General features: G+C 67.9%; 37 protein-coding genes. 33 read left to right on the top strand and 4 right to left on the bottom strand.

Translation table 11 applies throughout. From position 1 onward, the window contains the following. Positions 1-17 precede the first annotated feature (17 nt). The 4 genes from ACWEJX_RS02580 to ACWEJX_RS02565 form a co-directional block, all read right to left on the bottom strand. A complete protein-coding gene (locus ACWEJX_RS02580; protein ID WP_451605785.1) occupies positions 18-1,100 on the bottom strand; it encodes an ADP-ribosylglycohydrolase family protein in 1,083 nt (360 codons plus the stop codon). Between the two features lie 389 nt (positions 1,101-1,489). Then, positions 1,490-3,661 (bottom strand): putative T7SS-secreted protein, encoded by a 2,172-nt coding sequence (locus ACWEJX_RS02575; protein WP_451605702.1) that lies wholly within the window; start codon positions 3,659-3,661, stop codon positions 1,490-1,492. After that, positions 3,661-4,323, bottom strand: a complete 663-nt coding sequence (locus ACWEJX_RS02570; RefSeq protein WP_451605701.1) for a hypothetical protein — start codon at positions 4,321-4,323, stop codon at positions 3,661-3,663. Before ACWEJX_RS02570 ends, ACWEJX_RS02575 begins: the two co-directional genes overlap by 1 nt. Continuing rightward, positions 4,320-4,784 (bottom strand): SseB family protein, encoded by a 465-nt coding sequence (locus ACWEJX_RS02565; protein WP_451605700.1) that lies wholly within the window; start codon positions 4,782-4,784, stop codon positions 4,320-4,322. Before ACWEJX_RS02565 ends, ACWEJX_RS02570 begins: the two co-directional genes overlap by 4 nt. Positions 4,785-5,408: 624 nt before the next feature. On the opposite strand from ACWEJX_RS02565, the gene rpsJ reads away from it, so the two are divergent. The 33 genes from rpsJ (at position 5,409) to ACWEJX_RS02400 (ending at position 25,449) form a co-directional block, all read left to right on the top strand. Beyond that, positions 5,409-5,717, top strand: a complete 309-nt coding sequence (gene rpsJ, locus ACWEJX_RS02560; protein ID WP_003948644.1) for a 30S ribosomal protein S10 — start codon at positions 5,409-5,411, stop codon at positions 5,715-5,717. Positions 5,718-5,730: 13 nt separating this feature from the next. Beyond that, positions 5,731-6,375, top strand: coding sequence for a 50S ribosomal protein L3 (gene rplC, locus ACWEJX_RS02555; protein ID WP_189948240.1), 645 nt, complete (start codon positions 5,731-5,733; stop codon positions 6,373-6,375). Between the two features lie 4 nt (positions 6,376-6,379). Beyond that, the gene (gene rplD, locus ACWEJX_RS02550) at positions 6,380-7,030 is read left to right on the top strand and encodes a 50S ribosomal protein L4 (protein ID WP_403795454.1); all 651 of its coding nucleotides are present in this window, start codon (positions 6,380-6,382) and stop codon (positions 7,028-7,030) included. Then, complete coding sequence (rplW, locus tag ACWEJX_RS02545; protein WP_403795456.1) at positions 7,030-7,347, top strand: 50S ribosomal protein L23; 318 nt, start codon at positions 7,030-7,032, stop codon at positions 7,345-7,347. Before rplD ends, rplW begins: the two co-directional genes overlap by 1 nt. 39 nt (positions 7,348-7,386) lie before the next feature. Next, positions 7,387-8,223 carry a 50S ribosomal protein L2 gene (gene rplB / locus ACWEJX_RS02540; protein WP_282694360.1) on the top strand — a complete coding sequence of 279 codons (837 nt, stop codon included), beginning with the start codon at positions 7,387-7,389 and terminating at the stop codon, positions 8,221-8,223. Between the two features lie 12 nt (positions 8,224-8,235). Continuing rightward, positions 8,236-8,517 (top strand): 30S ribosomal protein S19, encoded by a 282-nt coding sequence (rpsS, locus tag ACWEJX_RS02535; RefSeq protein WP_030759378.1) that lies wholly within the window; start codon positions 8,236-8,238, stop codon positions 8,515-8,517. A 44-nt stretch (positions 8,518-8,561) separates the two neighbouring features. After that, positions 8,562-8,909, top strand: a complete 348-nt coding sequence (gene rplV / locus ACWEJX_RS02530) for a 50S ribosomal protein L22 (RefSeq protein ID WP_030359020.1) — start codon at positions 8,562-8,564, stop codon at positions 8,907-8,909. Beyond that, positions 8,909-9,736 carry a 30S ribosomal protein S3 gene (rpsC, locus tag ACWEJX_RS02525; protein WP_128985132.1) on the top strand — a complete coding sequence of 276 codons (828 nt, stop codon included), beginning with the start codon at positions 8,909-8,911 and terminating at the stop codon, positions 9,734-9,736. Before rplV ends, rpsC begins: the two co-directional genes overlap by 1 nt. Before the next feature lie 5 nt (positions 9,737-9,741). Further along, on the top strand, positions 9,742-10,161 hold the full coding sequence (gene rplP / locus ACWEJX_RS02520) for a 50S ribosomal protein L16 (RefSeq protein WP_030494257.1): 420 nt from the start codon (positions 9,742-9,744) through the stop codon (positions 10,159-10,161). After that, positions 10,161-10,385: a 50S ribosomal protein L29 gene (gene rpmC / locus ACWEJX_RS02515; RefSeq protein WP_265864047.1), complete on the top strand. Its 225-nt coding sequence runs from the start codon at positions 10,161-10,163 to the stop codon at positions 10,383-10,385. Before rplP ends, rpmC begins: the two co-directional genes overlap by 1 nt. Further along, positions 10,385-10,666 carry a 30S ribosomal protein S17 gene (rpsQ, locus tag ACWEJX_RS02510; RefSeq protein WP_386863973.1) on the top strand — a complete coding sequence of 94 codons (282 nt, stop codon included), beginning with the start codon at positions 10,385-10,387 and terminating at the stop codon, positions 10,664-10,666. Before rpmC ends, rpsQ begins: the two co-directional genes overlap by 1 nt. Before the next feature lie 100 nt (positions 10,667-10,766). Beyond that, a complete protein-coding gene (rplN, locus tag ACWEJX_RS02505; protein ID WP_003956455.1) occupies positions 10,767-11,135 on the top strand; it encodes a 50S ribosomal protein L14 in 369 nt (122 codons plus the stop codon). A 2-nt stretch (positions 11,136-11,137) separates the two neighbouring features. Beyond that, on the top strand, positions 11,138-11,449 hold the full coding sequence (gene rplX, locus ACWEJX_RS02500; RefSeq protein ID WP_030494259.1) for a 50S ribosomal protein L24: 312 nt from the start codon (positions 11,138-11,140) through the stop codon (positions 11,447-11,449). Further along, complete coding sequence (rplE, locus tag ACWEJX_RS02495) at positions 11,446-12,003, top strand: 50S ribosomal protein L5 (RefSeq protein ID WP_265864084.1); 558 nt, start codon at positions 11,446-11,448, stop codon at positions 12,001-12,003. The genes rplX and rplE overlap by 4 nt, the downstream gene beginning before the upstream one ends. Before the next feature lie 5 nt (positions 12,004-12,008). Next, positions 12,009-12,194, top strand: a complete 186-nt coding sequence (locus ACWEJX_RS02490; RefSeq protein ID WP_003956452.1) for a type Z 30S ribosomal protein S14 — start codon at positions 12,009-12,011, stop codon at positions 12,192-12,194. Between the two features lie 223 nt (positions 12,195-12,417). Further along, positions 12,418-12,816, top strand: coding sequence for a 30S ribosomal protein S8 (gene rpsH / locus ACWEJX_RS02485; protein ID WP_041130779.1), 399 nt, complete (start codon positions 12,418-12,420; stop codon positions 12,814-12,816). A 20-nt stretch (positions 12,817-12,836) separates the two neighbouring features. Beyond that, entirely contained in the window at positions 12,837-13,376 is a 540-nt protein-coding gene (rplF, locus tag ACWEJX_RS02480) for a 50S ribosomal protein L6 (RefSeq protein ID WP_128985127.1), read from the top strand. 3 nt (positions 13,377-13,379) lie between these two features. Next, entirely contained in the window at positions 13,380-13,763 is a 384-nt protein-coding gene (gene rplR, locus ACWEJX_RS02475; protein WP_030759358.1) for a 50S ribosomal protein L18, read from the top strand. Positions 13,764-13,808: 45 nt separating this feature from the next. Continuing rightward, positions 13,809-14,414 (top strand): 30S ribosomal protein S5, encoded by a 606-nt coding sequence (rpsE, locus tag ACWEJX_RS02470; protein ID WP_030201551.1) that lies wholly within the window; start codon positions 13,809-13,811, stop codon positions 14,412-14,414. Next, complete coding sequence (gene rpmD, locus ACWEJX_RS02465) at positions 14,414-14,596, top strand: 50S ribosomal protein L30 (protein ID WP_005313525.1); 183 nt, start codon at positions 14,414-14,416, stop codon at positions 14,594-14,596. Before rpsE ends, rpmD begins: the two co-directional genes overlap by 1 nt. A 2-nt stretch (positions 14,597-14,598) precedes the next feature. Then, positions 14,599-15,054 carry a 50S ribosomal protein L15 gene (rplO, locus tag ACWEJX_RS02460; protein ID WP_169088488.1) on the top strand — a complete coding sequence of 152 codons (456 nt, stop codon included), beginning with the start codon at positions 14,599-14,601 and terminating at the stop codon, positions 15,052-15,054. A 213-nt stretch (positions 15,055-15,267) separates the two neighbouring features. Continuing rightward, positions 15,268-16,587 (top strand): preprotein translocase subunit SecY, encoded by a 1,320-nt coding sequence (secY, locus tag ACWEJX_RS02455; RefSeq protein ID WP_451605699.1) that lies wholly within the window; start codon positions 15,268-15,270, stop codon positions 16,585-16,587. Further along, positions 16,587-17,234 (top strand): adenylate kinase, encoded by a 648-nt coding sequence (locus ACWEJX_RS02450; RefSeq protein WP_451605698.1) that lies wholly within the window; start codon positions 16,587-16,589, stop codon positions 17,232-17,234. Before secY ends, ACWEJX_RS02450 begins: the two co-directional genes overlap by 1 nt. Before the next feature lie 98 nt (positions 17,235-17,332). After that, positions 17,333-18,184 carry a type I methionyl aminopeptidase gene (gene map / locus ACWEJX_RS02445; RefSeq protein ID WP_451605784.1) on the top strand — a complete coding sequence of 284 codons (852 nt, stop codon included), beginning with the start codon at positions 17,333-17,335 and terminating at the stop codon, positions 18,182-18,184. Between the two features lie 140 nt (positions 18,185-18,324). Then, entirely contained in the window at positions 18,325-18,546 is a 222-nt protein-coding gene (gene infA / locus ACWEJX_RS02440; protein ID WP_003956442.1) for a translation initiation factor IF-1, read from the top strand. Positions 18,547-18,609: 63 nt separating this feature from the next. Next, positions 18,610-18,723, top strand: a complete 114-nt coding sequence (gene rpmJ, locus ACWEJX_RS02435) for a 50S ribosomal protein L36 (RefSeq protein ID WP_003956441.1) — start codon at positions 18,610-18,612, stop codon at positions 18,721-18,723. 186 nt (positions 18,724-18,909) lie between these two features. Then, positions 18,910-19,290 carry a 30S ribosomal protein S13 gene (rpsM, locus tag ACWEJX_RS02430; protein WP_351192692.1) on the top strand — a complete coding sequence of 127 codons (381 nt, stop codon included), beginning with the start codon at positions 18,910-18,912 and terminating at the stop codon, positions 19,288-19,290. Between the two features lie 98 nt (positions 19,291-19,388). After that, on the top strand, positions 19,389-19,793 hold the full coding sequence (gene rpsK / locus ACWEJX_RS02425; protein WP_003956432.1) for a 30S ribosomal protein S11: 405 nt from the start codon (positions 19,389-19,391) through the stop codon (positions 19,791-19,793). Between the two features lie 151 nt (positions 19,794-19,944). Next, positions 19,945-20,967, top strand: coding sequence for a DNA-directed RNA polymerase subunit alpha (locus ACWEJX_RS02420; RefSeq protein ID WP_003966937.1), 1,023 nt, complete (start codon positions 19,945-19,947; stop codon positions 20,965-20,967). 190 nt (positions 20,968-21,157) lie between these two features. Beyond that, entirely contained in the window at positions 21,158-21,628 is a 471-nt protein-coding gene (rplQ, locus tag ACWEJX_RS02415) for a 50S ribosomal protein L17 (RefSeq protein WP_451605697.1), read from the top strand. A 94-nt stretch (positions 21,629-21,722) separates the two neighbouring features. After that, positions 21,723-22,577 carry a tRNA pseudouridine(38-40) synthase TruA gene (truA, locus tag ACWEJX_RS02410; RefSeq protein WP_451605783.1) on the top strand — a complete coding sequence of 285 codons (855 nt, stop codon included), beginning with the start codon at positions 21,723-21,725 and terminating at the stop codon, positions 22,575-22,577. Between the two features lie 380 nt (positions 22,578-22,957). Next, positions 22,958-24,385 (top strand): glycosyltransferase family 2 protein, encoded by a 1,428-nt coding sequence (locus ACWEJX_RS02405; RefSeq protein WP_451605782.1) that lies wholly within the window; start codon positions 22,958-22,960, stop codon positions 24,383-24,385. Between the two features lie 71 nt (positions 24,386-24,456). Continuing rightward, positions 24,457-25,449: a glycoside hydrolase family 26 protein gene (locus ACWEJX_RS02400; protein ID WP_451605696.1), complete on the top strand. Its 993-nt coding sequence runs from the start codon at positions 24,457-24,459 to the stop codon at positions 25,447-25,449. Positions 25,450-25,633 lie beyond the last annotated feature (184 nt).

Raw genomic sequence — 25,633 nt, 5'->3', positions numbered from 1 at the left:
GCCTCTCACCTCGGTGCTCAGTCCCAGGCGCGGCTCAGGGCGCCGAGCCGGTCGCGGTACTCGAGTACGTGGACCCACTCGTACAGCCAGTAATGGGTCCCGTGTTTGGCCCCCGCGAACGCGCCGGCGAGGGCTGCGATGGAGTCGGAGTCTCCGGAGGAGTGCGCTCCTCGCATGATCGATCCGCGGGCGTCCCCGTTGACGACGAGGAAGCAGTACAGGGCCGTCGCCAGGGCTTCCTCGGCGATCCAGCCGGGCCCGACCGCCACGCTGGGATCCCGGTCCATGTCCGGCTTGCGCAGGGCCTCGGTCACCTTGTCGAGGGCTCCGAGGCACTCGTCCCATCCGAATGCGATGTACGACGCGGGGTCCGCTGCCCCTGCCTTACTCGCCAGGTCGCCGAGCCAGTCGCCGTGGTACTTCCGCCGAGCCTGCAGGGCGTAGAGGCGCAGTTGGCCGAGGAGGTCGTCCAGAGAGCAGCCCTGGGAGAGGAGCCAGATCGCGTGGGCCGTCAGATCGCTGGCGGCGAGGGCGGTCGGGTGGCCGTGCGTCATGGCCGCCTGCAACTGGGCGATGCCCGAGCGCTGCTCGGGCGTCAGGCCGGGTACGAGCGCGACGGGAGCCACCCGCATGTTCGCACCGCAACCCTTGGAACTGATCACCGTGGCGTCCTGCCACGGGATGCCGCGCTCCAGCGCGACACAGGCGTTCAGGCAGGTCTGCCCGGGGGCCCGGTTGTTGTCCGGGGAGCGCAGCCAGGTCACGAGATGCCTGCGCAGCGCCGCTTCGACCTGGGCGGGGGTGAGGGACTGCGCTGCGCTCCAGGCCTCTCCCGTCTGGCTGGGACTCGTAGTGATTTCCGCCAGGGCCTCCCCGACGGCCAGCGTCATCTGGGTGTCGTCGGTGACTCGTACGACGTCGCCCTCGGAAAGGGGCATTTCCATCTCGTGCCAGGGGCCGAATGCAGCGGTGATCTGCTCCATGTTCATGAACTCGGTGGGGTAGCCCATGGCATCCCCGAGTGCGAGGCCGAGCAACACCCCGTGCGCCGCGTGCCAAGGGCGCGCCGTGGGGGGCCATCCGGCAAGGTCCCTGACCATGGCGGAGTTGGGCGCCACGGCGAGTGATCCCGGAACGACCTGGCTGTACGCGGGTGAGTTCTGGATCAACTCGGCCAGCGCCTCCGACGGCGCGAGGCCACGTGCCTTGGCGTCACGCAGCCGCTGGGTCCACTCGGTGCCCGCTTCGGGGTCGGCCCTCCGAGGAATCCAGTGCGATGCCTCATCCTCGTCGTTGACCCACAGGTATCCGAGCACTGTGCCGCTGGAGTGTGCCACGGTGACATATTGGACGGGTTTGTCGGTTCGTTTTGCATATTCCGGAGGGCCCGATGAAATCGTAGGCCCGTAGTCCAAGCTGTGCGGAGAGGTTGTCCGTTTGATGAAGCGGAACGCTCCCCTGTTTTCGACCTGCATTCACGCTACCTTTCTCAATTTGCTGGCAAGACTTCCCCGTAGATATGCCACTGGCCAGTCTCGTCCTCGAAGGCACGCGTCACCTTGTAGCTCGTCCCGCGCCCGAGCAAGAGCTCCCGCTCGCTCGTGCCGTAATGGCTGACCTTCTCCAGCCACAAGGCGCTGGTGCCCTCCGGGACACGCAGGTGGAGGATGGCGCCCTCATGTGCGAAAGCCGCTACCGGGTGATTCCCGAGCGAGGTGGACATGTAGGCCGGCTCGGTCTCCGTCCTCCCCACCAAGTCTGTAGGAGAGTCGACGTCGTAGTGGCTCATTCCTTGCCCGCGCACCACCATGACATCTTCCGCCAGTGGACGACCGGCGAGAGCCTTGTCGACCTCCTCGATGTTGCGGAGGACATCGGGGGTGCCGAGGTCGGAATTCCCTCGGAGGTATCCGTTCATCTCCTTGTAGGTGGCGTACCGGGGGTCCGCGCCTCCGAAGTGGTCGCCCGAGTAGTCGAAGAGCGACTTCTTGGTTGTGTCGGGGAGACTGCTCGCATAGTCGTTCCAGTGGTCCCGGCCGTACGCGATCGCGTCATTGCTGTCGGGGAATGAAACGGCACCGTCGCTCAGTTCGGCTGCGGCGGTCTGGTGTTTCTGTTCGAGGCTGAGTTCTTTGAACTCGTCCGCCGAAACGTGCGGCTCATAAGTGAAGCCACCGTCCGCGTGCCCCCCGACCCCGTCATTGACCCCCTTGAGCTCCGGATACTGGTCGTCCAGGAACCCCTGAGCCGTCTTCGGCTCCACCGACTCCGCGTGGACAGCCCCCTCGTCCAGGTGGTGCGGGGTCTGGGTGAGGTCGTCCCAGCTCTTGGCGGCCGGCAGGTCGTCGAGCAGCCCGGACGGAGTCGGGTGGGCGGCCGCGCTGTCGATCGTCCAGCTCTTGGGCAGGCCGGCGACCGCCTCGTCCGCGAGTCCCGCCGGCGGCGGGTGCAGCGGGGAAGCGGCGGCCAGGTCGTCCCCGTACTTCACGCCCTTCGCGGCGAGGTTCGTCGCCCCCGCCTCCAGTCCCTCCCTGGCCGCGAGCCGCAGGCCACCGCGGGCGAGGCCCGTGCCCTTGGTACCGATCAGTTCGGGGATGAGGCGGCCGAGGAACTCGGCCGGGTCCTTCTTGAAGCCGTCCACCGCGGCCGTCACCACCCGATCGGGGTGGGCCACCGTGGACACCAGGCCGGAGAGCGTCATCGAGACGTTCTGCATGTACGCGGCGGGGTGGGTCAGGTTGTACGGATCCGCGGGGTTCAGGCCCCGGACGAAGTCGAGCAAGCCCGCCGTTCCCTTGACGGCGCCGCCCACGACATGGGCCAGCTGCATGTCGTACGCCTGGAAGCCGTCGACGAGGCCGTAGCCCAGACGATCGAGGGGCGGCGGTTCGGCCGGGGCGTGGGCCAGGGCCTTCTCGACCCTGGTCTGAGCGTCGGCTGCGGCGGTGTTGCGTTGCCGGCGGGCGTCGGCGAGCCGGGCCGTGGCCTCCTCGATGATCGCCTTGCCGGCGTCGTCGGCCTGGGCGGGCCCGGCCCCCGGGTCGGCAGCGGCGGCCTTCGCGGCCTTCGCCTCCTCCGCGACGCGCTTGCCCTCCCGGTACAGGTCGACGGCCGCGCTCGCCTGGTCCTGAGCCCACTTCACGGTGTCGGCATAGGCCTCGAGCGCGGCGGCGGCCTCCTCGCACGCGTCGGCCGCGTACAGCCATTGCGTGGGGTGGACGCCGAACTTCTCGCGGAAGGCGTCGCCACCGAGGCCCTTCCAGCGCGAGGAGTCGACCTTCCTCATGCCTTGGCCGACCTTCTCGAAGGCCGCCCGGAAACGCTTCAGGTGCCCCGCGCTCTCGAGGATGCGCGCGGGGTTGCCCCGGACGAGCTCGTTCGCCTCCTCGGTCTGGCCGAGCTGCCGCTCGCCGGGGGTCGCGCCGAGGTCCGACGCGAAGCCGTCGCCCCAGTCGGTGACCACGTCGGCGACCTTGTGCAGGCCGTACGTGTCGAGGCGCTCGCCGACCTCGTCGGTCGCCCGGTCGACGGCCTGGCCCAGCGCCTTCTTTCCGGAGTCGATGCCGTCCTCGACCGCGCCGAGGCCCGCGTTGACGCCGTTCTCGATGCCGTGGCCGAGGCCGCTGAGGCCGTCGCCGATGTCGTCCAGCAGGCCGCCCATCAGTCCGCCCCGTGGTTCTGCTGCGGGGCGGCGGCCCGCTCCTCGGGCGTGGGGCCGAACGCGGTGTCGAGCATCTGCTCGTACTGGTCGTCGGAGATCCCGACAGACGAGTGCAGCGCTTGCGGGTTCAGGCCGGGCACCATCGTCTCGGAGGTCGCCACGTCGCGCCCTGCGTCCTTCCAGCCCTGCACCATGTTGGCCCGCGCCTGCTCGAAGGACTCCTGGCTGTAGTCGACCCCGCCGTACGCCCCGGACGTGGCGATGTCGCCCCAGCCCTGCTTCGTGACCTCGTCCTCGGACGCGTACGGGTTCCCGATGGCCGCGTTGGTCACGATCTTGAACGTGCCCTCCACGTACTGCTCGGCCTCGTAGTACGTGCCGGCCGACAGGCCCGCCTTGAGGGCGAACGCGTTGCCCTCGTTGATCAGGGCGCGCACGCCCCACTCCCAGCGCTCGCAGAACGACGAGAACGCCTCGGTCAGCCCCTCGTGGCCCAGGTCGAGGCCGGAGAGTCCGACGTCGCCGAAGCCGCGGCCCGCCCCCGCCATGCCGACCTGGCCGAGTTCCTTCAGCTCGCCCAGGGCCGACGTCAGTCCGTCGGCGATCTCGCCCAGGCCGCTCACCGCCAGCTCGTCGCCGGCCCCGCCCGCGCCCCCGCTCACCGCGCCGCCCCCTTCTCGCCGTCGCCCGTGACGCCGCCGTCCACCGCCACCGCGTCCGGCACGACCCCGGCCACCGGCGGAAACAACACCGCGTGCTCCGGGCCGTCCGCCGCGTCCAGGGCCACGCCGCACGGCACCCCTGCACCCGGCGCGGCCACGTCCAGGAGCCGCGCGCCGAGCACGGTCTCGTACTCCCACTCCGCCCCGCCCTCGCCCCTCGCGAGGGCGTACCGGGCCAGCGCCGACTCGTCGGAGAACGCGAGGATCCAGCGGACGCCGCCGAGGTCGACGGTCAGCCAGGACCGGTCCCGGCGCGGCACGAGCACCGCCGTCTCCCGGAAGAGCGCCAGTACGGCGGCGAACTCGCGCCGGCGGGCCGCCGCCTGCGCGTCCCGCGTCCCCCCCCGGGCGGGGAGAGGCGCGTGCCGGGGGAGGGCGGTGGTGAGGGAGGCGGAGGCCACAGCGGGGCCGTCGCCCGCTCGCCCCGCGGTTCGAAGGACATGTCTGCGTAGTCGGCCAGCCGGGACCGCCGTACCGGCGTGTCCGAGCCGCCCCCGGGATCGATCACCGGGCCACACTGGCAGAAGGGCAGCGCCGGTACCCAGGCGATGTACGCGGCTCAGTCAGGTCGTGCGGGTGCGGCGCCGCGGGCGCCGGGCGCGCTCGTCCACAGCACGCGCGCCCCTGTGCGTAACCCCGCGTGACGTGGGGTACAGTCTTCGCCCCGATTGGCGGCCACTAGCCCCCGTATGGCAGACTAGCGGGGTTGCTCGGTTGAGTGCCGATGCTGCGCGCCTCCCGCCGGGAGGACCGGAAGCGAGTCCCACAGTACTCGTCGCCCCTGATCAGGAGCGGACGTACGGGAATCTTCCGGGAAGTGTCAGCGGGGTACCAGCCAGGCGCCCGGTGGGTGTTCCACCCCCGGCTTCGCGGGTTTTCAGGGCCCGTACCCCCTTGGTTGGGAAATCCTTCGGGAGTTCTTCGTAGAGGGAGTGCGACACGCCCGACCGCGTGGGTCGGAGGAGGAGTCGGTAGAACCCCCGGGTTCCAGAGCGTTTTACGAGACAAAGGACTACTGAGTAGCCATGGCGGGACAGAAGATCCGCATCCGGCTCAAGGCCTACGACCACGAGGTCATCGACTCCTCGGCGAAGAAGATCGTCGAGACGGTGACCCGCACTGGTGCGTCGGTCGCGGGCCCGGTGCCGCTGCCCACTGAGAAGAACGTGTACTGCGTCATCAAGTCGCCGCACAAGTACAAGGACTCGCGCGAGCACTTCGAGATGCGCACGCACAAGCGCCTCATCGACATCCTCGACCCCACGCCGAAGACGGTTGACTCGCTCATGCGCCTCGACCTGCCGGCTGGTGTCGACATCGAGATCAAGCTCTGAGGTGACGCGCGAGATGGCTAAGAACATCAAGGGCATCCTGGGCGAGAAGCTCGGCATGACGCAGGTCTGGGACGAGAACAACCGGGTCGTCCCGGTGACCGTCGTCAAGGCCGGCCCGAATGTCGTGACCCAGGTGCGTACGAACGACGTCGACGGCTACGAGTCGGTCCAGATCGCCTTCGGCGAGATCGACCCGCGCAAGGTGAACAAGCCCCTCAAGGGCCACTTCGCCAAGGCCGACGTCACCCCGCGCCGTCACCTCGTCGAGATCCGTACCGCTGACGCCAGCGAGTACACCCTCGGCCAGGAGATCACCGCCGAGGTCTTCGAGGCGGGCATCAAGGTCGACGTGACCGGCAAGAGCAAGGGCAAGGGCTTCGCCGGTGTCATGAAGCGCCACAACTTCCGTGGTGGCAAGGCTTCCCACGGTGCCCACCGCGTGCACCGCAAGCCCGGTTCGATCGGTGGCTGCGCCACCCCGGGCCGCGTCTTCAAGGGCATGCGCATGGCCGGCCGCATGGGCAACGAGCGCGTGACCACCCAGAACCTGACCGTTCACGCCGTTGACGCGGAGAAGGGCCTGCTGCTCATCAAGGGCGCGGTTCCTGGTCCGAACGGCGGCCTCGTCCTGGTCCGCACCGCGGCCAAGGGGGCCTGAGGATATGAGCACCATTGACATTCTGTCGCCCTCCGGCGACAAGACCGGGACCGTCGAGCTCCCGGCCGAGATCTTCGACGCCAAGATCAGCGTCCCGCTGATCCACCAGGTCGTCGTCGCGCAGCTTGCGGCTGCCCGCCAGGGCACCCACAAGACCAAGACGCGTGGCGAGGTCCGCGGTGGTGGCAAGAAGCCTTACCGCCAGAAGGGCACCGGCCGCGCCCGCCAGGGTTCGACCCGCGCCCCGCAGTTCGCCGGTGGTGGCGTCGTGCACGGTCCCGTGCCGCGTGACTACTCGCAGCGGACCCCGAAGAAGATGAAGGCCGCCGCCCTCCGCGGTGCCCTCTCCGACCGGGCGAACCACTCCCGTATCCACGTCGTCTCCGGCGTGGTCGAGGGTGGCGTCTCCACCAAGGCCGCCAAGACGCTGTTCGGCAAGATCTCGGAGCGCAAGAACCTGCTCCTGGTCGCCGAGCGCACCGACGAGGCCGCGTGGCTGTCCGCCCGCAACCTGCCCCAGGTGCACATCCTGGAGCCGGGCCAGCTGAACACGTACGACGTGATGCGCTCTGACGACGTGGTCTTCACCCAGGCCGCGTTCGAGTCCTTCGTGTCTGGCCCCAAGGCCGCTGACAACGAGGGGAACGAAGCCTGATGGCCGAGATCACCAGCAAGACCTTCACGGACCCGCGCGACATCCTCGTCAAGCCGGTTGTCTCCGAGAAGAGCTACGCGCTGCTCGACGAGAACAAGTACACGTTCATCGTCGCGCCCACCGCCAACAAGACCCAGATCAAGCAGGCCGTCGAGGCGGTCTTCTCGGTCAAGGTCGCCGGGGTCAACACGATCAACCGCCAGGGCAAGCGCAAGCGCACCCGCACCGGTTTCGGCAAGCGCGCCAACACCAAGCGCGCCATCGTGACCCTTGCTGAGGGCAACCGAATCGACATCTTCGGCGGCCCGGCCGCCTAAGGGCGGTCGAGTCGTCCGATATCGGACGAGGACTGAGAAATGGGTATCCGCAAGTACAAGCCGACTACGCCGGGCCGTCGTGGCGCCTCCGTAGCCGACTTCGTCGAGATCACGCGGTCCACGCCGGAGAAGTCGCTGGTCCGCCCGCTGCACAGCAAGGGTGGCCGTAACAACACCGGTCGTGTGACCGTCCGTCACCAGGGCGGTGGCCACAAGCGCGCCTACCGTGTGATCGACTTCCGTCGTCACGACAAGGACGGCGTGCCGGCCAAGGTCGCTCACATCGAGTACGACCCCAACCGCACCGCGCGCATCGCGCTGCTCCACTACGCGGACGGCGAGAAGCGCTACATCATCGCCCCGCGTGGTCTCTCGCAGGGCGACCGGGTGGAGAACGGCCCCACGGCCGACATCAAGCCCGGCAACAACCTGGCCCTCCGCAACATCCCGGTCGGTACCACGATCCACGCGATCGAGCTCCGTCCCGGCGGTGGCGCCAAGTTCGCCCGCTCCGCAGGTGCCTCCGTGCAGCTGCTCGCGAAGGAGGGCACCATGGCCCACCTCCGCATGCCTTCCGGCGAGATCCGTCTGGTCGACGCCCGCTGCCGCGCCACCATCGGCGAGGTCGGCAACGCCGAGCAGTCGAACATCAACTGGGGTAAGGCCGGCCGCAAGCGCTGGCTGGGCGTTCGCCCGACCGTTCGCGGTGTGGCGATGAACCCGGTTGACCACCCGCACGGTGGTGGTGAGGGCAAGACCTCCGGTGGTCGTCACCCGGTCTCCCCGTGGGGTCAGAAGGAGGGTCGTACTCGTTCGCCGAAGAAGGCTTCGAACAAGTACATCGTCCGCCGCCGCAAGACGAACAAGAAGCGCTAGGAGCGGGTTTAGATGCCGCGCAGTCTCAAGAAGGGACCCTTCGTCGACGGCCACCTCATCAAGAAGGTGGACGCCCAGAACGAAGCCGGTACCAAGAACGTCATCAAGACCTGGTCCCGTCGCTCCATGATCATCCCGGCGATGCTCGGGCACACGATCGCGGTGCACAACGGCAAGACCCACGTCCCGGTGTTCGTCACCGAGTCGATGGTCGGCCACAAGCTCGGCGAGTTCTCGCCGACGCGCACCTTCCGGGGTCACGTCAAGGAAGACCGGAAGTCGAAGCGCCGCTAGCAGCGGATCGCATTCAGATTCGTAAGTAACTGAGAGGGACAACCATGGAAGCCAGGGCCCAGGCGCGGTACATCCGCGTTACGCCCATGAAGGCCCGCCGCGTGGTGGACCTTATCCGTGGCATGGATGCCACGGAGGCTCAGGCTGTTCTGCGATTCGCTCCGCAGGCAGCCTCCGTGCCGGTCGGCAAGGTGCTCGACAGCGCCATCGCCAACGCCGCGCACAACTACGACCACACGGACGCTTCTTCGCTGTTCATCAGCGAGGCGTTCGTCGACGAGGGTCCGACCCTGAAGCGGTTCCGTCCGCGTGCCCAGGGCCGTGCCTACCGGATCCGCAAGCGGACCAGCCACATCACCGTGGTCGTCAGCAGCAAGGAAGGAACCCGGTAATGGGCCAGAAGGTTAACCCGCATGGGTTCCGGCTCGGCATCACCACGGACTTCAAGTCCCGCTGGTACGCCGACAAGCTGTACAAGGACTACGTCAAGGAAGACGTCGCCATCCGCCGGATGCTGACGTCCGGCATGGAGCGCGCCGGCATCTCGAAGGTTGAGATCGAGCGCACCCGCGACCGCGTCCGCGTTGACATCCACACCGCTCGCCCGGGCATTGTCATCGGTCGCCGTGGCGCCGAGGCCGACAAGATCCGTGGCCAGCTGGAGAAGCTGACCGGCAAGCAGGTCCAGCTGAACATCCTCGAGGTCAAGAACCCCGAGGTCGACGCTCAGCTGGTGGCCCAGGCCGTCGCCGAGCAGCTGTCCTCCCGCGTCTCCTTCCGTCGGGCCATGCGCAAGAGCATGCAGTCCGCCATGAAGGCCGGCGCCAAGGGCATCAAGATCCAGTGTGGTGGCCGTCTCGGCGGCGCCGAGATGTCCCGCTCGGAGTTCTACCGCGAGGGCCGTGTGCCGCTGCACACCCTCCGCGCGAACGTCGAGTACGGCTTCTTCGAGGCCAAGACGACCTTCGGCCGCATCGGCGTGAAGGTCTGGATCTACAAGGGCGACGTCAAGAACATCGCCGAGGTCCGCGCCGAGAACGCTGCTGCCCGCGCCGGCAACCGCCCGGCCCGTGGTGGCGCTGACCGCCCGGCCCGTGGTGGCCGCGGTGGCGAGCGTGGCGGTCGCGGTCGCAAGCCGCAGCAGGCTCCCGCTGCCGAGGCCCCCAAGGCCGACGCCGCCGCCGCTCCGGCTGCTGAGAGCACCGGAACGGAGGCCTGACCGAAATGCTGATCCCCCGTAGGGTCAAGCACCGCAAGCAGCACCACCCGAAGCGCAACGGTATGTCCAAGGGTGGCACGCAGGTTGCGTTCGGCGAGTACGGCATTCAGGCCCTCACCCCGGCCTACGTGACCAACCGCCAGATCGAGGCCGCGCGTATCGCGATGACCCGCCACATCAAGCGTGGCGGCAAGGTCTGGATCAACATCTACCCGGACCGTCCGCTCACGAAGAAGCCTGCCGAGACCCGCATGGGTTCCGGTAAGGGTTCGCCGGAGTGGTGGATCGCGAACGTCAAGCCCGGTCGGGTGATGTTCGAGCTGTCCTACCCGAACGAGAAGATCGCGCGTGAGGCTCTGACTCGTGCGGCTCACAAGCTGCCGATGAAGTGCAAGATCGTTAAGCGCGAGGCAGGTGAGCTGTGATGTCGGCCGGTACCAAGGCGTCCGAGCTGCGCGAGCTGGGCAACGAGGAGCTTGTTGGCAAGCTCCGCGAGGCCAAGGAAGAGCTGTTCAACCTCCGCTTCCAGGCGGCGACGGGCCAGCTCGAGAACCACGGTCGGCTCAAGTCCGTCCGTAAGGACATCGCCCGGATCTACACCCTGATGCGTGAGCGCGAGCTGGGCATCGAGACGGTGGAGAACGCCTGATGAGCGAGAACAACGTGACTGAGAAGACCGAGCGCAACGCCCGCAAGGTCCGTGAGGGCCTCGTCGTCAGCGACAAGATGGACAAGACCGTCGTCGTCGCTGTCGAGGACCGCGTCAAGCACGCGCTGTACGGCAAGGTCATCCGCCGTACGAACAAGCTCAAGGCTCACGACGAGCAGAACCAGGCCGGCGTCGGCGACCGCGTCCTCCTCATGGAGACCCGGAAGCTCTCGGCGTCCAAGCACTGGCGCGTCGTCGAGATCCTCGAGAAGGCCAAGTAATTCATCCGAGGGGCTTCCCCCTCGGGTTCGTTCCGCCAGGCTCGGCAGGGGTTGAGCGATCAACCCCTGCCGGGAACCGGCAGACAATCAGGAGATAGACGTGATCCAGCAGGAGTCGCGACTTCGCGTCGCCGACAACACTGGTGCCAAGGAGATCCTTTGCATCCGTGTTCTCGGTGGCTCGGGTCGCCGCTACGCGGGCATCGGTGACGTCATCGTCGCCACCGTCAAGGACGCGATCCCCGGTGGCAACGTGAAGAAGGGTGACGTCGTCAAGGCGGTCATCGTTCGCACCGTCAAGGAGCGCCGCCGCCAGGACGGCTCGTACATCCGCTTCGACGAGAACGCCGCCGTCATTCTGAAGAACGACGGCGACCCTCGCGGCACCCGCATCTTCGGCCCGGTCGGCCGTGAGCTGCGCGAGAAGAAGTTCATGAAGATCATCTCGCTCGCGCCGGAGGTGCTGTAAGCATGAAGATCAAGAAGGGCGACCTGGTACAGGTCATCACCGGCAAGGACAAGGGCAAGCAGGGCAAGGTCATCGCGGCCATGCCGGCTGAGAACCGCGTCCTCGTCGAGGGTGTCAACCGGGTCAAGAAGCACACCAAGGCCGGCCCGAACCAGGCCGGCGGCATCGTGACGACCGAGGCTCCGGTCCACGTCTCCAACGTCCAGCTGGTCGTGGAGAAGGACGGCAAGAAGGTCGTCACGCGTGTCGGTTACCGCTTCGACGACGAGGGCAACAAGATCCGCGTTGCCAAGCGGACGGGTGAGGACATCTGATGGCTACCACCACTCCGCGTCTCAAGACGAAGTACCGCGAGGAGATCGCGGGCAAGCTGCGTGACGAGTTCAAGTACGAGAACGTCATGCAGATCCCCGGCCTCGTGAAGATCGTGGTCAACATGGGTGTCGGCGACGCCGCCCGTGACTCGAAGCTGATCGAGGGCGCGATCCGCGACCTCACCACGATCACCGGTCAGAAGCCGGCCGTCACCAAGGCCCGCAAGTCCATCGCGCAGTTCAAGCTGCGTGAGGGTCAGCCGATCGGTGCCCACGTCACGCTCCGTGGCGACCGCATGTGGGAGTTCCTGGACCGCACCCTGTCGCTCGCGCTCCCGCGCATCCGCGACTTCCGCGGCCTGTCCCCGAAGCAGTTCGACGGCCGTGGCAACTACACCTTCGGTCTCACGGAGCAGGTCATGTTCCACGAGATCGACCAGGACAAGATCGACCGCGTCCGGGGTATGGACATCACCGTGGTCACCACGGCGACCAACGACGACGAGGGCCGTGCCCTTCTGCGTCACCTCGGCTTCCCGTTCAAGGAGGCGTAAGCGAGATGGCGAAGAAGGCTCTCATCGCGAAGGCTGCCCGCAAGCCCAAGTTCGGTGTGCGTGCGTACACGCGCTGCCAGCGCTGCGGCCGTCCTCACTCCGTGTACCGCAAGTTCGGCCTCTGCCGCGTGTGCCTTCGTGAGATGGCTCACCGTGGCGAGCTGCCGGGCGTGACCAAGAGCTCCTGGTAATTCCCCTTCGCCCTCTGGGCGTTGGCGAATGACCGGAGTCTCTCGGTAAGCATTGGGCTGGCGGAGGTCCGACCCTGCATGCCGTAGGCTTGCAGGGTTGGGCGTCCGCCGCCCGTACGACTTACTACGCCGTAGGTCCACCGCACCGCACCCGCCCCGTCTCGGATCGGGGAGAGGGATGGTGCACCAGGAAACCCCGGCGAGAGAGGCCGAAGGCCAATTCATGACCATGACTGATCCGATCGCAGACATGCTCACGCGTCTGCGTAACGCGAACTCGGCGTACCACGACTCCGTGACGATGCCGCACAGCAAGATCAAGTCGCACATCGCGGAAATCCTCCAGCAGGAGGGCTTCATCACCGGCTGGAAGGTCGAGGACGCCGAGGTCGGCAAGAACCTCGTGCTCGACCTGAAGTTCGGTCCGAACCGTGAGCGCTCCATCGCGGGCATCAAGCGGATCTCGAAGCCGGGCCTCCGGGTTTACGCGAAGTCCACCAACCTGCCGAAGGTCCTCGGCGGCCTGGGCGTGGCGATCATCTCCACGTCCCACGGTCTCCTGACCGGCCAGCAGGCTCAGAAGAAGGGCGTGGGTGGGGAAGTCCTCGCCTACGTCTGGTAGTCGGGAACGGAGGAAAAGCTATGTCTCGCATTGGCAAGCTCCCCATCCCGGTTCCCGCCGGCGTGGACGTCACCATCGAGGGCCGCACGGTCACGGTGAAGGGTTCCAAGGGCACCCTCACCCACACCGTTGCCGCTCCGATCGAGATCGTTAAGGGCGAGGACGGCGTTCTGAACGTCACCCGTCCGAACGACGAGCGTCAGAACAAGGCCCTGCACGGCCTGTCCCGCACGCTGGTGGCCAACATGATCACCGGTGTGACCCAGGGGTACACGAAGGCGCTCGAGATCAGCGGTGTCGGTTACCGCGTGGCCGCGAAGGGCTCCAACCTGGAGTTCCAGCTCGGCTACAGCCACCCGATCCTGGTGGAGGCCCCCGAGGGCATCTCCTTCAAGGTCGAGTCGCCGACCAAGTTCTCGGTCGAGGGCATCGACAAGCAGAAGGTCGGCGAGGTCGCCGCCAACATCCGCAAGCTGCGGAAGCCCGACCCGTACAAGGCCAAGGGTGTCAAGTACGCGGGCGAGGTCATCCGCCGCAAGGTCGGAAAGGCTGGTAAGTAAGCCATGGCATACGGTGTCAAGATCGCCAAGGGCGACGCTTACAAGCGCGCTGCGAAGGCGCGCCGTCACCTGCGCATCCGCAAGAACGTGTCGGGTACGGCGGAGCGTCCGCGCCTCGTCGTGACGCGCTCGAACCGCGGCATCACCGCGCAGGTCATCGACGACCTGAAGGGTCACACCGTCGCGTCGGCGTCCCACCTGGACGCTTCGATCCGCGGTGGCGAGGGCTCGAAGTCCTCGCAGGCCCAGCAGGTCGGCGCCCTGGTCGCCGAGCGCGCCAAGGCCGCCGGTGTCGAGGCCGTCGTGTTCGACCGTGGTGGCAACAGGTACGCCGGGCGCATTGCCGCTCTGGCTGACGCCGCCCGCGAAGCCGGGCTGAAGTTCTAAGCCCCGGTTCCGGGACTAACGGACGTAACAGAGAGAGGTATTCCAATGGCTGGACCCCAGCGCCGCGGCAGCGGTGCCGGTGGCGGCGAGCGGCGGGACCGGAAGGGCCGCGACGGTGGCGCTGCCGCCGCCGAGAAGACCGCGTACGTTGAGCGCGTTGTCGCGATCAACCGCGTCGCCAAGGTTGTGAAGGGTGGTCGTCGCTTCAGCTTCACCGCGCTGGTCGTGGTGGGCGACGGTGACGGCACCGTGGGTGTCGGTTACGGCAAGGCCAAGGAGGTGCCGGCCGCCATCGCCAAGGGTGTTGAGGAGGCCAAGAAGCACTTCTTCAAGGTCCCCCGTATCCAGGGCACCATCCCGCACCCGATCCAGGGTGAGAAGGCCGCGGGCGTCGTCCTGCTCAAGCCGGCTTCCCCCGGTACCGGTGTTATCGCCGGTGGCCCGGTGCGCGCCGTGCTCGAGTGCGCCGGCGTTCACGACATCCTGTCGAAGTCGCTCGGCTCCGACAACGCGATCAACATCGTGCACGCGACCGTGGAGGCCCTGAAGGGCCTGCAGCGTCCCGAGGAGATCGCGGCCCGCCGCGGTCTGCCGCTCGAGGACGTCGCCCCCGCGGCTCTCCTTCGTGCGCGTGCTGGGGCGGGTGCGTAATGGCTCGCCTCAAGATCACGCAGACGAAGTCGTACATCGGCAGCAAGCAGAACCACCGCGACACCCTGCGTTCGCTCGGGCTCAAGCGCCTGAACGACGTGGTCGTCAAGGAGGACCGCCCCGAGTTCCGCGGCATGGTGCACACCGTCCGCCACCTCGTGACGGTTGAGGAGGTCGACTGATCATGGCGGAGAACAACCCGCTCAAGATCCACAACCTCCGTCCCGCCCCGGGCGCCAAGACCGCCAAGACCCGTGTGGGTCGTGGTGAGGCGTCGAAGGGTAAGACGGCCGGTCGTGGTACCAAGGGCACGAAGGCCCGTTACCAGGTTCCGGAGCGCTTCGAGGGTGGCCAGATGCCGCTCCACATGCGCCTCCCGAAGCTGAAGGGCTTCAAGAACCCGTTCCGCACCGAGTACCAGGTCGTGAACCTGGACAAGCTGGCCGCGCTCTACCCGCAGGGTGGCGAGGTCACGGTGGCCGACCTGGTCGCCAAGGGTGCCGTTCGTAAGAACCAGCTCGTCAAGGTCCTGGGCCAGGGCGAGGTCTCCGTGGCGCTGCAGGTGACGGTCGACGCCGTCTCCGGCTCCGCCAAGGAGAAGATCGCCGCCGCCGGCGGCACCGTCACCGAGCTCGTCTGAGACGACTCGATGGCCTGAACATCCGACCGGGGATGCCTCTCAAAAGGGGCATCCCCGGTTGGTCGTTCCTAGGGGACCTATGTCGCCGGTAAGGTGGCGTCCACTGTCTAGAGTGCGTGCGGTGTGCCCGCGGGTGCTCGGACCGATCACTACCCAGTCGAACCTCAAGACCGTCACCTCTGACGCACGTGCGCGGGGGTCGCAGGAGGCACCGTGCTCACCGCGTTCGCCCGGGCGTTCAAGACGCCCGACCTGCGCAAGAAGCTGCTCTTCACGCTCGGCATCATCGTGCTGTACCGGGTCGGGGCACACATCCCCGTCCCCGGCGTCAGCTACGAGGCCGTCCAGACGTGTGTGGATCAGGCGAGGCAGGGCAGCAACAGCCTGTTCGGCCTGGTCAACATGTTCAGTGGCGGGGCGCTGCTGCAGATCACCATCTTCGCGCTCGGCATCATGCCGTACATCACGGCGAGCATCATCCTGCAGCTGCTGACCGTCGTGATCCCGCGCCTGGAGAACCTCAAGAAGGAGGGCCAGGCCGGCACCGCCAAGATCACGCAGTACACGCGTTACCTGACGGTCGCCCTCGCGATCCTCCAGGGCACCGGCCTCGTCGCCACCGCCCGCAGCGGCGCGCTGTTCAGTGGTTGCACCGTCGCGAGCCAGGTCGTGCCGGACCAGTCGATCTTCACCACCGCCGTCATGGTCATCACCATGACCGCCGGCACCGGCGTCGTGATGTGGCTCGGCGAGCTCATCACCGACCGCGGCATCGGCAACGGCATGTCGATCCTCATGTTCATCTCGATCGCGGCCGGCTTCCCGGGCGCCCTGTGGGCCATCAAGACGAGCGGCAAGCTCGCCAAGGGCTGGATCGAGTTCGGCACCGTCATCCTCATCGGCTTCGTGATGGTGGCCCTCGTCGTCTTCGTCGAGCAGGCCCAGCGCCGCATCCCGGTGCAGTACGCGAAGCGCATGATCGGCCGCAGGTCGTACGGCGGTACGTCCACTTACATCCCGTTGAAGGTGAACCAGGCAGGTGTGATTCCTGTCATCTTCGCCTCGTCGCTGCTCTACATCCCGGCGCTCATCGCGCAGTTCTCGAACTCGACCGCGGGATGGAAGACCTGGATCGAAGCCCACTTCGTCAAGGGTGACCACCCGTATTACATCGCCGCCTACTTCCTTCTGATCGTCTTCTTCGCCTTCTTCTACGTGGCTATCTCGTTCAACCCCGAGGAAGTCGCCGACAACATGAAGAAGTATGGTGGCTTCATCCCGGGTATCCGGGCTGGTCGACCTACTGCCGAGTACCTGAGCTACGTGCTCAACCGGATCACTTGGCCGGGCTCGCTGTATCTGGGTCTGATCGCTCTCGTGCCGACGATGGCGTTGGCAGGCTTCGGTGGCGCCAACCAGAACTTCCCGTTCGGTGGCACCAGCATCCTCATCATCGTCGGTGTGGGTCTGGAGACCGTGAAGCAGATCGAGAGCCAGCTCCAGCAGCGCAATTACGAAGGGTTCCTCCGCTGATGCGAATCGTCCTCGTCGGACCGCCCGGGGCCGGCAAGGGAACGCAGGCCGCGTTTCTTGCCAAGAACCTGGACATCCCGCACATCTCCACGGGTGACCTGTTCCGTGCCAACATCTCGCAGGGCACGGAGCTGGGCCTCGCGGCGAAGGGTTACATGGACCGGGGCGAGCTCGTCCCGGACGAGGTGACCATCGGGATGGCCAAGGACCGGATGGAGCAGGCGGACGCCGCCAAGGGCTTCCTGCTCGACGGGTTCCCGCGCAACGTGGCCCAGGCCGAGGCGCTGGACGCCGCCCTCAAGGAGGACGGCATGCAGCTGGACGCGGTCCTGGACCTGGAGGTCCCCGAGGACGAGGTCGTGAAGCGGATCGCGGGTCGCCGCATCTGCCGCAACGACTCGGCGCACGTCTTCCACGTGACGTACAACGCCCCGAAGACCGAGGGCGTCTGCGACGTCTGCGGCGGCGAGCTCTTCCAGCGCCCGGACGACTCCGAGGAGACGGTCCGCACGCGCCTGGAGGTCTACCACACGCAGACCGAGCCGATCATCGACTACTACAAGAAGCAGGGGCTCGTCGCGACGATCTCCGCTCTCGGCAAGGTGGACGAGGTCACGGCGCGGGCGATGGACGCGCTGAAGAAGTAACCCAAGATCGCTGCGATACGGCCGCGGTGCCCGGAAGGGGCGCCGCGGCCGTATCGTTGTTCCGACCCCTGATGTCCTACGGAAAGGCCGCGGCCGAGATGGTGCAGATCAAGACCCCCGAGCAGATCGCGAAGATGCGCGAGGCGGGGCTGGTCGTCGCGGCCATCCACGCGGCCACCCGCGAGGTCGCGGTGCCGGGCGCCACGACGAAGGACCTCGACGAGGTCGCGCGCAAGGTCATCGCCGACCACGGGGCCAAGTCGAACTTCCTCGGGTACGGGGGCTTCCCCGCGACCATCTGCACCTCGGTGAACGAGGTCGTCGTCCACGGCATCCCGGACGACAAGACCGTCCTGAAGGACGGCGACATCATCTCCATCGACGCCGGCGCGATCGTCGACGGCTGGCACGGCGACGCCGCGTACACCTGCTTCGTGGGCACCGGTCACGCGCCGGAGCTGGTCGAGCTCTCCCGGGTGACCGAGGAGTCGATGTGGGCGGGCATCGCGGCCATGCGGCTGGGCGCGCGGCTCGTCGACATCTCGAAGGCGATCGAGACGTACATCAAGCGCCAGCCGCGCCCGGCCGTGGGCGACCACAGCCTGGGCCGCTACGGCATCATCGAGGACTACGGCGGCCACGGCATCGGCACCGAGATGCACATGGACCCGCACCTCCTGAACTACGTCTCCCGCAAGCGCGGCAAGGGCCCGAAGCTGGTCCCCGGCTTCTGCCTCGCGATCGAGCCGATGGTCTCGCTGGGCACCCCGCAGACCGAGGTCCTCGCCGACGACTGGACGGTCATCACCACCGACGGCACCTGGTCCTCCCACTGGGAGCACAGCGTGGCGCTGACGGAGGAGGGCCCGCTGGTCCTGACGGCCGTCGACGGAGGCAAGGCGAAGCTGGCGGAACTGGGCGTCACGGCGGCGCCCGATCCGCTGGCGTAACGATCTCCGACGTTGGGCAAACTCCCCGGATTCGTCTTTTCGTGGGGCCTGACGTAGACTGATGCGTCGGCTCTCGTGTACCCGTGTGTCCTCACCCGGAGGCGAGAGTCGATCAAGGTAGCCGATTCGAAGGGCGAAGCGTGGCCAAGAAGCAAGGTGCCATCGAGATCGAGGGCACCGTGATCGAGTCCCTGCCGAACGCCATGTTCAAGGTGGAGCTCCAGAACGGTCACAAGGTCCTCGCGCACATCTCCGGCAAGATGCGGATGCACTACATCCGAATCCTCCCGGACGACCGGGTCGTCGTGGAGCTGTCTCCGTACGACCTGACGCGTGGCCGGATCGTCTACCGGTACAAGTAGATCTTGCTCGCACCCCGCCGTTCCGTGCGGGGGGTGGCACTGACCCGGAGAACCTCACATCCCATGAAGGTCAAGCCGAGCGTCAAGAAGATCTGCGACAAGTGCAAGGTGATCCGCCGTCACGGCCGGGTCATGGTCATCTGCGACAACCTGCGCCACAAGCAGCGCCAGGGCTGACGCACGCCGACCGACCTGCATTTCGCAGTTCTTCGCGCGACGCATAGCAACACGTACATACGCAGAGCCCGCCCAGCCCATCAGGGTCGGCGACACCTCCGGCGGGGGCCGGGGACTCGATTCGTACCTCATACGGCGGTCGAGACCGGTTCTGCAGCAGACCCCCGAGAACACAGGAGCCATTGAATGGCACGCGTTTCCGGTGTTGACATCCCGCGTGACAAGCGTGTGGTGGTCGCACTCACCTACGTCTTCGGTATCGGGCGCACCCGGTCCGAGGAGATCCTCGCCGCGACCGGCGTGAACGAGTCCACCCGTGTCCGTGACCTTGCCGAGGAAGACCTCGTCAAGATCCGCGAGTACGTGGACGCCAACCTCCAGACCGAGGGTGACCTCCGCCGCGAGATCGCGGCCGACATCCGCCGCAAGGTCGAGATCGGCTGCTACCAGGGTCTGCGCCACCGTCGTGGCCTGCCCGTCCGCGGTCAGCGCACCAGCACGAACGCTCGTACCCGCAAGGGCCCGCGTCGCGCCATCGCCGGCAAGAAGAAGCCGGGCAAGAAGTAGTCCTCAGCGGACACTGCGGTCCTTCGGGGGGCGACCCCCGAACCCGCGTTTCCCACGGTCTTCGCTGCAGGACCGACCACCTCCCGTAGGAGTTATAGATGCCCCCCAAGGGTCGTCAGGGCGCTGCCAAGAAGGTGCGCCGCAAGGAAAAGAAGAACGTCGCTCACGGCCACGCGCACATCAAGAGCACGTTCAACAACACGATCGTCTCGATCACGGACCCGTCCGGCAACGTGATCTCCTGGGCCTCCGCCGGCCACGTCGGCTTCAAGGGCTCGCGCAAGTCCACCCCCTTCGCCGCGCAGATGGCCGCCGAGTCGGCCGCCCGCCGCGCGCAGGAGCACGGCATGCGCAAGGTCGACGTCTTCGTCAAGGGTCCCGGCTCCGGCCGTGAGACCGCGATCCGCTCCCTCCAGGCCACCGGCCTCGAGGTCGGCTCGATCCAGGACGTCACCCCCACCCCGCACAACGGCTGCCGTCCGCCGAAGCGCCGCCGCGTCTGACGTAGCGGGCGCACCTGTGCGTCTTTGAGTGTCCGGGCGGTACGACCCCGAAAGGGGACGTGCCGCCCGTACCCTTGGCAGTACCTCGCAGTACTGGCAGTACCTGTCGGGCGTCAAATAGTGGGCGTCCACAAACGAAGGAAACGAAGACATGCTTATCGCTCAGCGTCCTTCGCTGACCGAAGAGGTCGTCGACGAGTTCCGTTCCCGGTTCGTCATCGAGCCGCTGGAGCCGGGCTTCGGCTACACCCTCGGCAACTCGCTCCGCCGCACGCTCCTCTCGTCGATCCCCGGCGCTGCTGTCACCAGCATCCGCATCGACGGTGTCCTGCACGAGTTCACCACCGTGCCGGGCGTCAAGGAGGACGTCACCGACCTCATCCTGAACATCAAGCAGCTGGTCGTCTCCTCGGAGCACGACGAGCCGGTCGTGATGTACCTGCGCAAGCAGGGCCCGGGTCTGGTCACCGCCGCCGACATCGCCCCGCCGGCCGGTGTCGAGGTGCACAACCCCGACCTGGTCCTCGCCACGCTCAACGGCAAGGGCAAGCTGGAGATGGAGCTGACCGTCGAGCGCGGTCGCGGCTACGTCTCCGCCGTCCAGAACAAGCAGGTGGGCCAGGAGATCGGCCGTATCCCGGTCGACTCCATCTACTCGCCGGTTCTCAAGGTCACCTACAAGGTCGAGGCGACCCGAGTCGAGCAGCGCACCGACTTCGACAAGCTCATCGTCGACGTCGAGACCAAGCAGGCCATGCGCCCGCGTGACGCCATGGCGTCCGCCGGCAAGACCCTGGTCGAGCTGTTCGGTCTCGCCCGCGAGCTGAACATCGACGCCGAGGGCATCGACATGGGTCCGTCCCCGACGGACGCCGCCCTGGCCGCCGACCTGGCGCTGCCGATCGAGGAGCTGGAGCTCACGGTCCGCTCCTACAACTGCCTCAAGCGCGAGGGCATCCACTCCGTGGGTGAGCTCGTCGCCCGCTCCGAGGCCGACCTGCTCGACATCCGCAACTTCGGTGCGAAGTCGATCGACGAGGTCAAGGCGAAGCTGGCCGGCATGGGCCTGGCCCTCAAGGACAGCCCGCCCGGATTCGACCCGACCGCCGCCGCCGACGCCTTCGGCGCCGACGACGACGCGGACGCGGGCTTCGTCGAGACCGAGCAGTACTGAGAGCTCGGGACCGACGGTCTCGTAACTCGCTGCGGACCGGCTTCGGCCGGTTGCGCCCACGCGGCGGTAGCCGCAGATCGACACCTCCCCGCGCCCCTTCGAGGGCGCGGGGTCTCCGACAGGTAACCGCCTGCTCGGACACTGACACCGGTACCTGATACGGCCGGTGCAGATCTCAAGGAGAAACACCATGCCGCGTCCCGCGAAGGGTGCCCGCCTCGGCGGTTCCGCCGCGCACGAGAAGCTGCTCCTCGCCAACCTGGCGAAGTCGCTCTTCGAGCACGGCCGCATCACCACGACCGAGGCCAAGGCCCGTCGCCTGCGTCCGGTCGCCGAGCGCCTGATCACCAAGGCGAAGAAGGGCGACATCCACAACCGTCGCCTGGTGCTGCAGACCATCACGGACAAGGGCGTCGTCCACACGCTCTTCACCGAGATCGCCCCGCGCTACTCGGAGCGTCCGGGTGGTTACACCCGCATCACCAAGATCGGCAACCGTCGTGGCGACAACGCCCCGATGGCCGTGATCGAGCTGGTCGAGGGCGAGATCGCCAAGAAGGCGACCGTCGCCGAGGCCGAGGCCGCCACCAAGCGCGCCGTCAAGGAGGCCGACGAGGCCGCCGCGGTCGAGACCAAGACCGAGGACGCGCAGGACGCCTGAGCGTTCTGACGATCTCGTCTCGTGTTGCGGGCCCGTACCCCCAGGGGTGCGGGCCCGCTCCCGTGTGTTTGAGAGGATTTACGGCGTGACTGACGTGCGTGACGATGTGCAGCCCGGATTCGTGCGGATCCGGCTCGACCTGTCCTACGACGGCAAGGACTTCTCCGGCTGGGCCAAGCAGGCCCGCGGCCAGCGCACCGTCCAGGGCGAGATCGAGGACGCCCTGCGCACCGTGACCCGCTCCCAGGAGACGTACGAGCTGACCGTCGCCGGCCGTACCGACGCCGGCGTGCACGCGCGCGGCCAGGTCGCACACGTCGACCTGCCCGAGGAGCTGTGGCGGGAGCACCAGGAGAAGCTGCTCCGGCGGATGGCCGGACGGCTCCCGCACGACGTGCGGATCTGGCGCCTGACCGAGGCCCCGGCGGGCTTCAACGCCCGCTTCGCGGCCATCTGGCGCCGTTACGCCTACCGCGTCACCGACCACCCGGGCGGTGTCGACCCGCTGCTCCGCGGCCACGTCCTGTGGCACGACTGGACCCTCGACATGGACGCCATGAACGCGGCCGCCGAGCGGCTCGTCGGCGAGCACGACTTCGCGGCGTACTGCAAGAAGCGCGAGGGCGCCACCACCATCCGCACCCTGCAGGAGCTGCGCTGGGAGCGCCGCCCCGACGGGATCATGGAGGCCACGGTCAAGGCCGACGCCTTCTGCCACAACATGGTCCGCTCGCTGGTGGGCGCGCTGCTGTTCGTGGGCGACGGCCACCGCCCGGTGGAGTGGCCCGCGAAGGTGCTGGCCGCGGGTGTGCGGGACTCGGCGGTGCACGTCGTGCGGCCGCACGGGCTGACCCTGGAAGAGGTCGGCTACCCGGCGGACGACCAGCTGGCGGCGCGGAGCAGGGAGGCGCGGAACAGGCGGTCGCTGCCGGGGACCGGATGCTGCTGACCGTCGCCCACCGGCCGGTGCCCGCTGTCGTCCGGCTTCTGCTGATCGGCTGATACCCACCTTCATGAAATAAGGCAAATCGGGCTAAATGCACTTATCCTTCGGTCGCGTCGCGTCCCCGCCCGTCCCGCCCCGGCTTACGTTTCCGCACGTCGCTTGGTTCGCTCCGCGGAGAAGGTGTCGGGAGTTCTGGGATGAGTGCAACGGAGGCCCGGCCGATCGGGACGGGCACGGCAACACGACCGGCCGAACCGCGGCTCCCGTACGACGACCCGGGAGCGGGCGCCGTCGGGCTGCTGCCGGCACCGCCGTCGGACGACGAGAGGTACCTGTACGCCCGGCGCCGGCTCTGGGTGCTGACGGTCGCGTCGCTGGTGAGCATGGGCTGCCTGGCGTTGAGCCAGTTCCGGCTCACGTCCGCCACCCCGCTGCTCTGGCTGTTCGCCCCGCTGCTCGCCTTCACGGTGGTCTACTACCTGGTCTCGTTGCGGGTGAACGCCTTCACCCGCGACTTCGACCTCGACGAGCACCGCCGGCTGGTGCGCGAGTGGCGCCCCGAGCGGTACCCGTCGGTGGATGTCTTCCTGCCGGTGTGCGGCGAGCCCATCGAGGTCCTGCACAACACCTGGACCCATGTGCGGGCGCTCGCCGACCGCTATCCGGGCGTCTGCGAGCCGTTCGTCCTGGACGACTCCGCCAGCCCCGAACTGCGGGCGATGGCTGAGGACTTCGGCTTCCGCTACGGCACCCGCCCCCGGCGCGGCTGGTTCAAGAAGGCCGGCAACCTGCGCTTCGGCTTCGACCAGTCCGACGGCACGTACGTCCTCATCCTCGACGCCGACTTCGCGCCGCGCGCCGACCTGCTCGAAGAGCTCCTCCCGTACATGGAGAAGGACAGCCGGACGGCGATCGTGCAGTCCCCGCAGTTCTTCCGGGTGCTCGACGCCCAGAACTGGATCGAGCGCGGCGCCGGAGCCGTACAGGAGCTGTTCTACCGGGCCGTGCAGGTCTCCCGGCAGAGCCGCGACGGCGCCATCTGCGTCGGCAGCTGCGCCGTCTACCGGCGCGCGGCCCTGGAGGAGAACGGCGGCACCACGCTCATCGAGCACTCCGAGGACGTCCACACCGGCTTCGACCTGCGCTGCCTCGGCTGGGACCTGCGCTATGTGCCGGTCGCGCTGGCGGCGGGCGTCTGCCCGGACAGCGCGGGAGCCTTCTTCAACCAGCAGTACCGCTGGTGCGCGGGCTCGATGAGCCTGCTCGGCAGCAAGAAGTTCTGGCAGGCCAGACTCCGCTTCAGCAGCCGGCTCTGCTACCTGTCCGGGTTCTTCTACTACATCCACACGGCGCTGTTCACCTTCGTGGCGCCGCTCCTGCCGATCGTGCTGCTGCTCGCCTTCCCCGAGCAGCCCCGGTTCGAGAACATCTGGCTCGTCGTGCCCGCCATCGCGTACACCACGATCGTCTTCCCGCTGTGGCACCGCGTCCCGTACCGCCTGGAGGCCTGGGCCGTGCGGATGATGTACTCCTGGGCGCACCTCTTCGCGATCTGGGACCTCCTCTGCGGCACCCGCATGGGCTGGCAGGCCACCGGATCCAGCCAGGCCAGGCGCAACGGCACCCGGCGGTTCTGGATCGGACTGTGGGCGTGGGGCGGCGGCACCGCCCTGCTCTGGGTCGGGGCCGCGGTCTGGCGGATGGTCACCGTGGACGCGTACGACTTCGCGCTGCTGCTCTCCTCAGGGCTCTTCTACGCGATGATCGTCTGCCGCGCCCTGGTGCAGCCCCGGACGGGGGCCGCCGCCTGATGCGCCTCCGTAGCCTGTGCCCTGGCCCCCTGTGCCCTGGCCCCCTGCGCCCGCGTCCGACGCGCCCCCGCGTGCCCGCGGCGGCCGCGCTGCTCGCCGCGCTGTTCCTTGCCCTGACCGCGTGCACCGCCCCGGACTCCGGCGGCCGGTCGGCCGTGACCCGGGGGCAGCACGGCGCCGCTCAGCCGGCGGTCGAGGTCCCGTACGACGTCAGGCCGCTGATCCGGCCCGCGAAGAAGTACTTCGGCGTGTCCACGGCCGGCGCCCCGAACTCGATGAAGCCGGTGGACGCGTACACCCGCAAGGTCGGCAAGCGCCCGAACCTCATCGGCTACTACGCGGCCTGGGGCGACGGCTTCGACATCACCGGGGTGCGCAACGCCTGGCGGTCCGGCGCGCTGACCGTCGTCTCCTGGGAGCCCTTCGACACGACCCTGGAGGACATCGCCTCCGGCCGGTCGGACGACTACATCCGGAAGTACGCGAGGGCGGTGCGCAAGCTGAACCTGCCCGTCGCGATCACCTTCGCCGACGAGATGAACGGCGCCTGGGAGAACTGGGGCACCGAGGCCACCACGCCCAAGGCGTACGTGAGGGCCTGGCGGCACATCCACGACGTCTTCCAGGACGTCGGCGCGGCCAACGTGATCTGGGCGTGGTCCCCGAACGTCGTCAACCCCGTGCGGGACGTCGCCCTCAAGCCGTACTACCCGGGAGACGCGTTCGTCGACTGGGTCGGCCTGATCGGCTACTTCACCTACAACGAGCGGCCCGACACCTTCGCCGAGCTGTTCGGGCCGACGAAGAACGAGGTCCGGGCCTTCACCTCCAAGCCTTTCATCCTCCTGGAGACGGCCGCCGAGCGCGGCTGGCGCCGCGACGCCGACGTCCGGGCTCTGGTGAAGGGCGCCGCGGAGGACCCCGACGTCCTCGGCTTCGTCTGGTTCGACCACGTCGCGGCCCGCGCGGACTGGCGCCTCGACGAGGGCACGACGACGACCGCGGAGTTCAAGCGACTGGCAGCAGACGACATCTACGGCTTCGACGTGCGGAAGGTCAGATGACAGCCACAGAGCCAGGCTCCAGAGCGACCCTCCCGGCGGTCCCGCAGGCCGCCGGGCACCGACCACCGGGACCGTCCGGACCACCCAGACCGTCCGGACCACCCAGACCAGCCGGACCGCCCGACGCCCGCGACGGCTATCACGTCCCCCGCCCGCCGCGGACGGCCTGGACCACTGCCGGGGG

This window comes from Streptomyces sp. NPDC004788, assembly GCF_053601115.1.
Note: the sequence above shows the minus strand (reverse complement) of the source record. Positions and strands in the feature narration are given on the sequence as shown.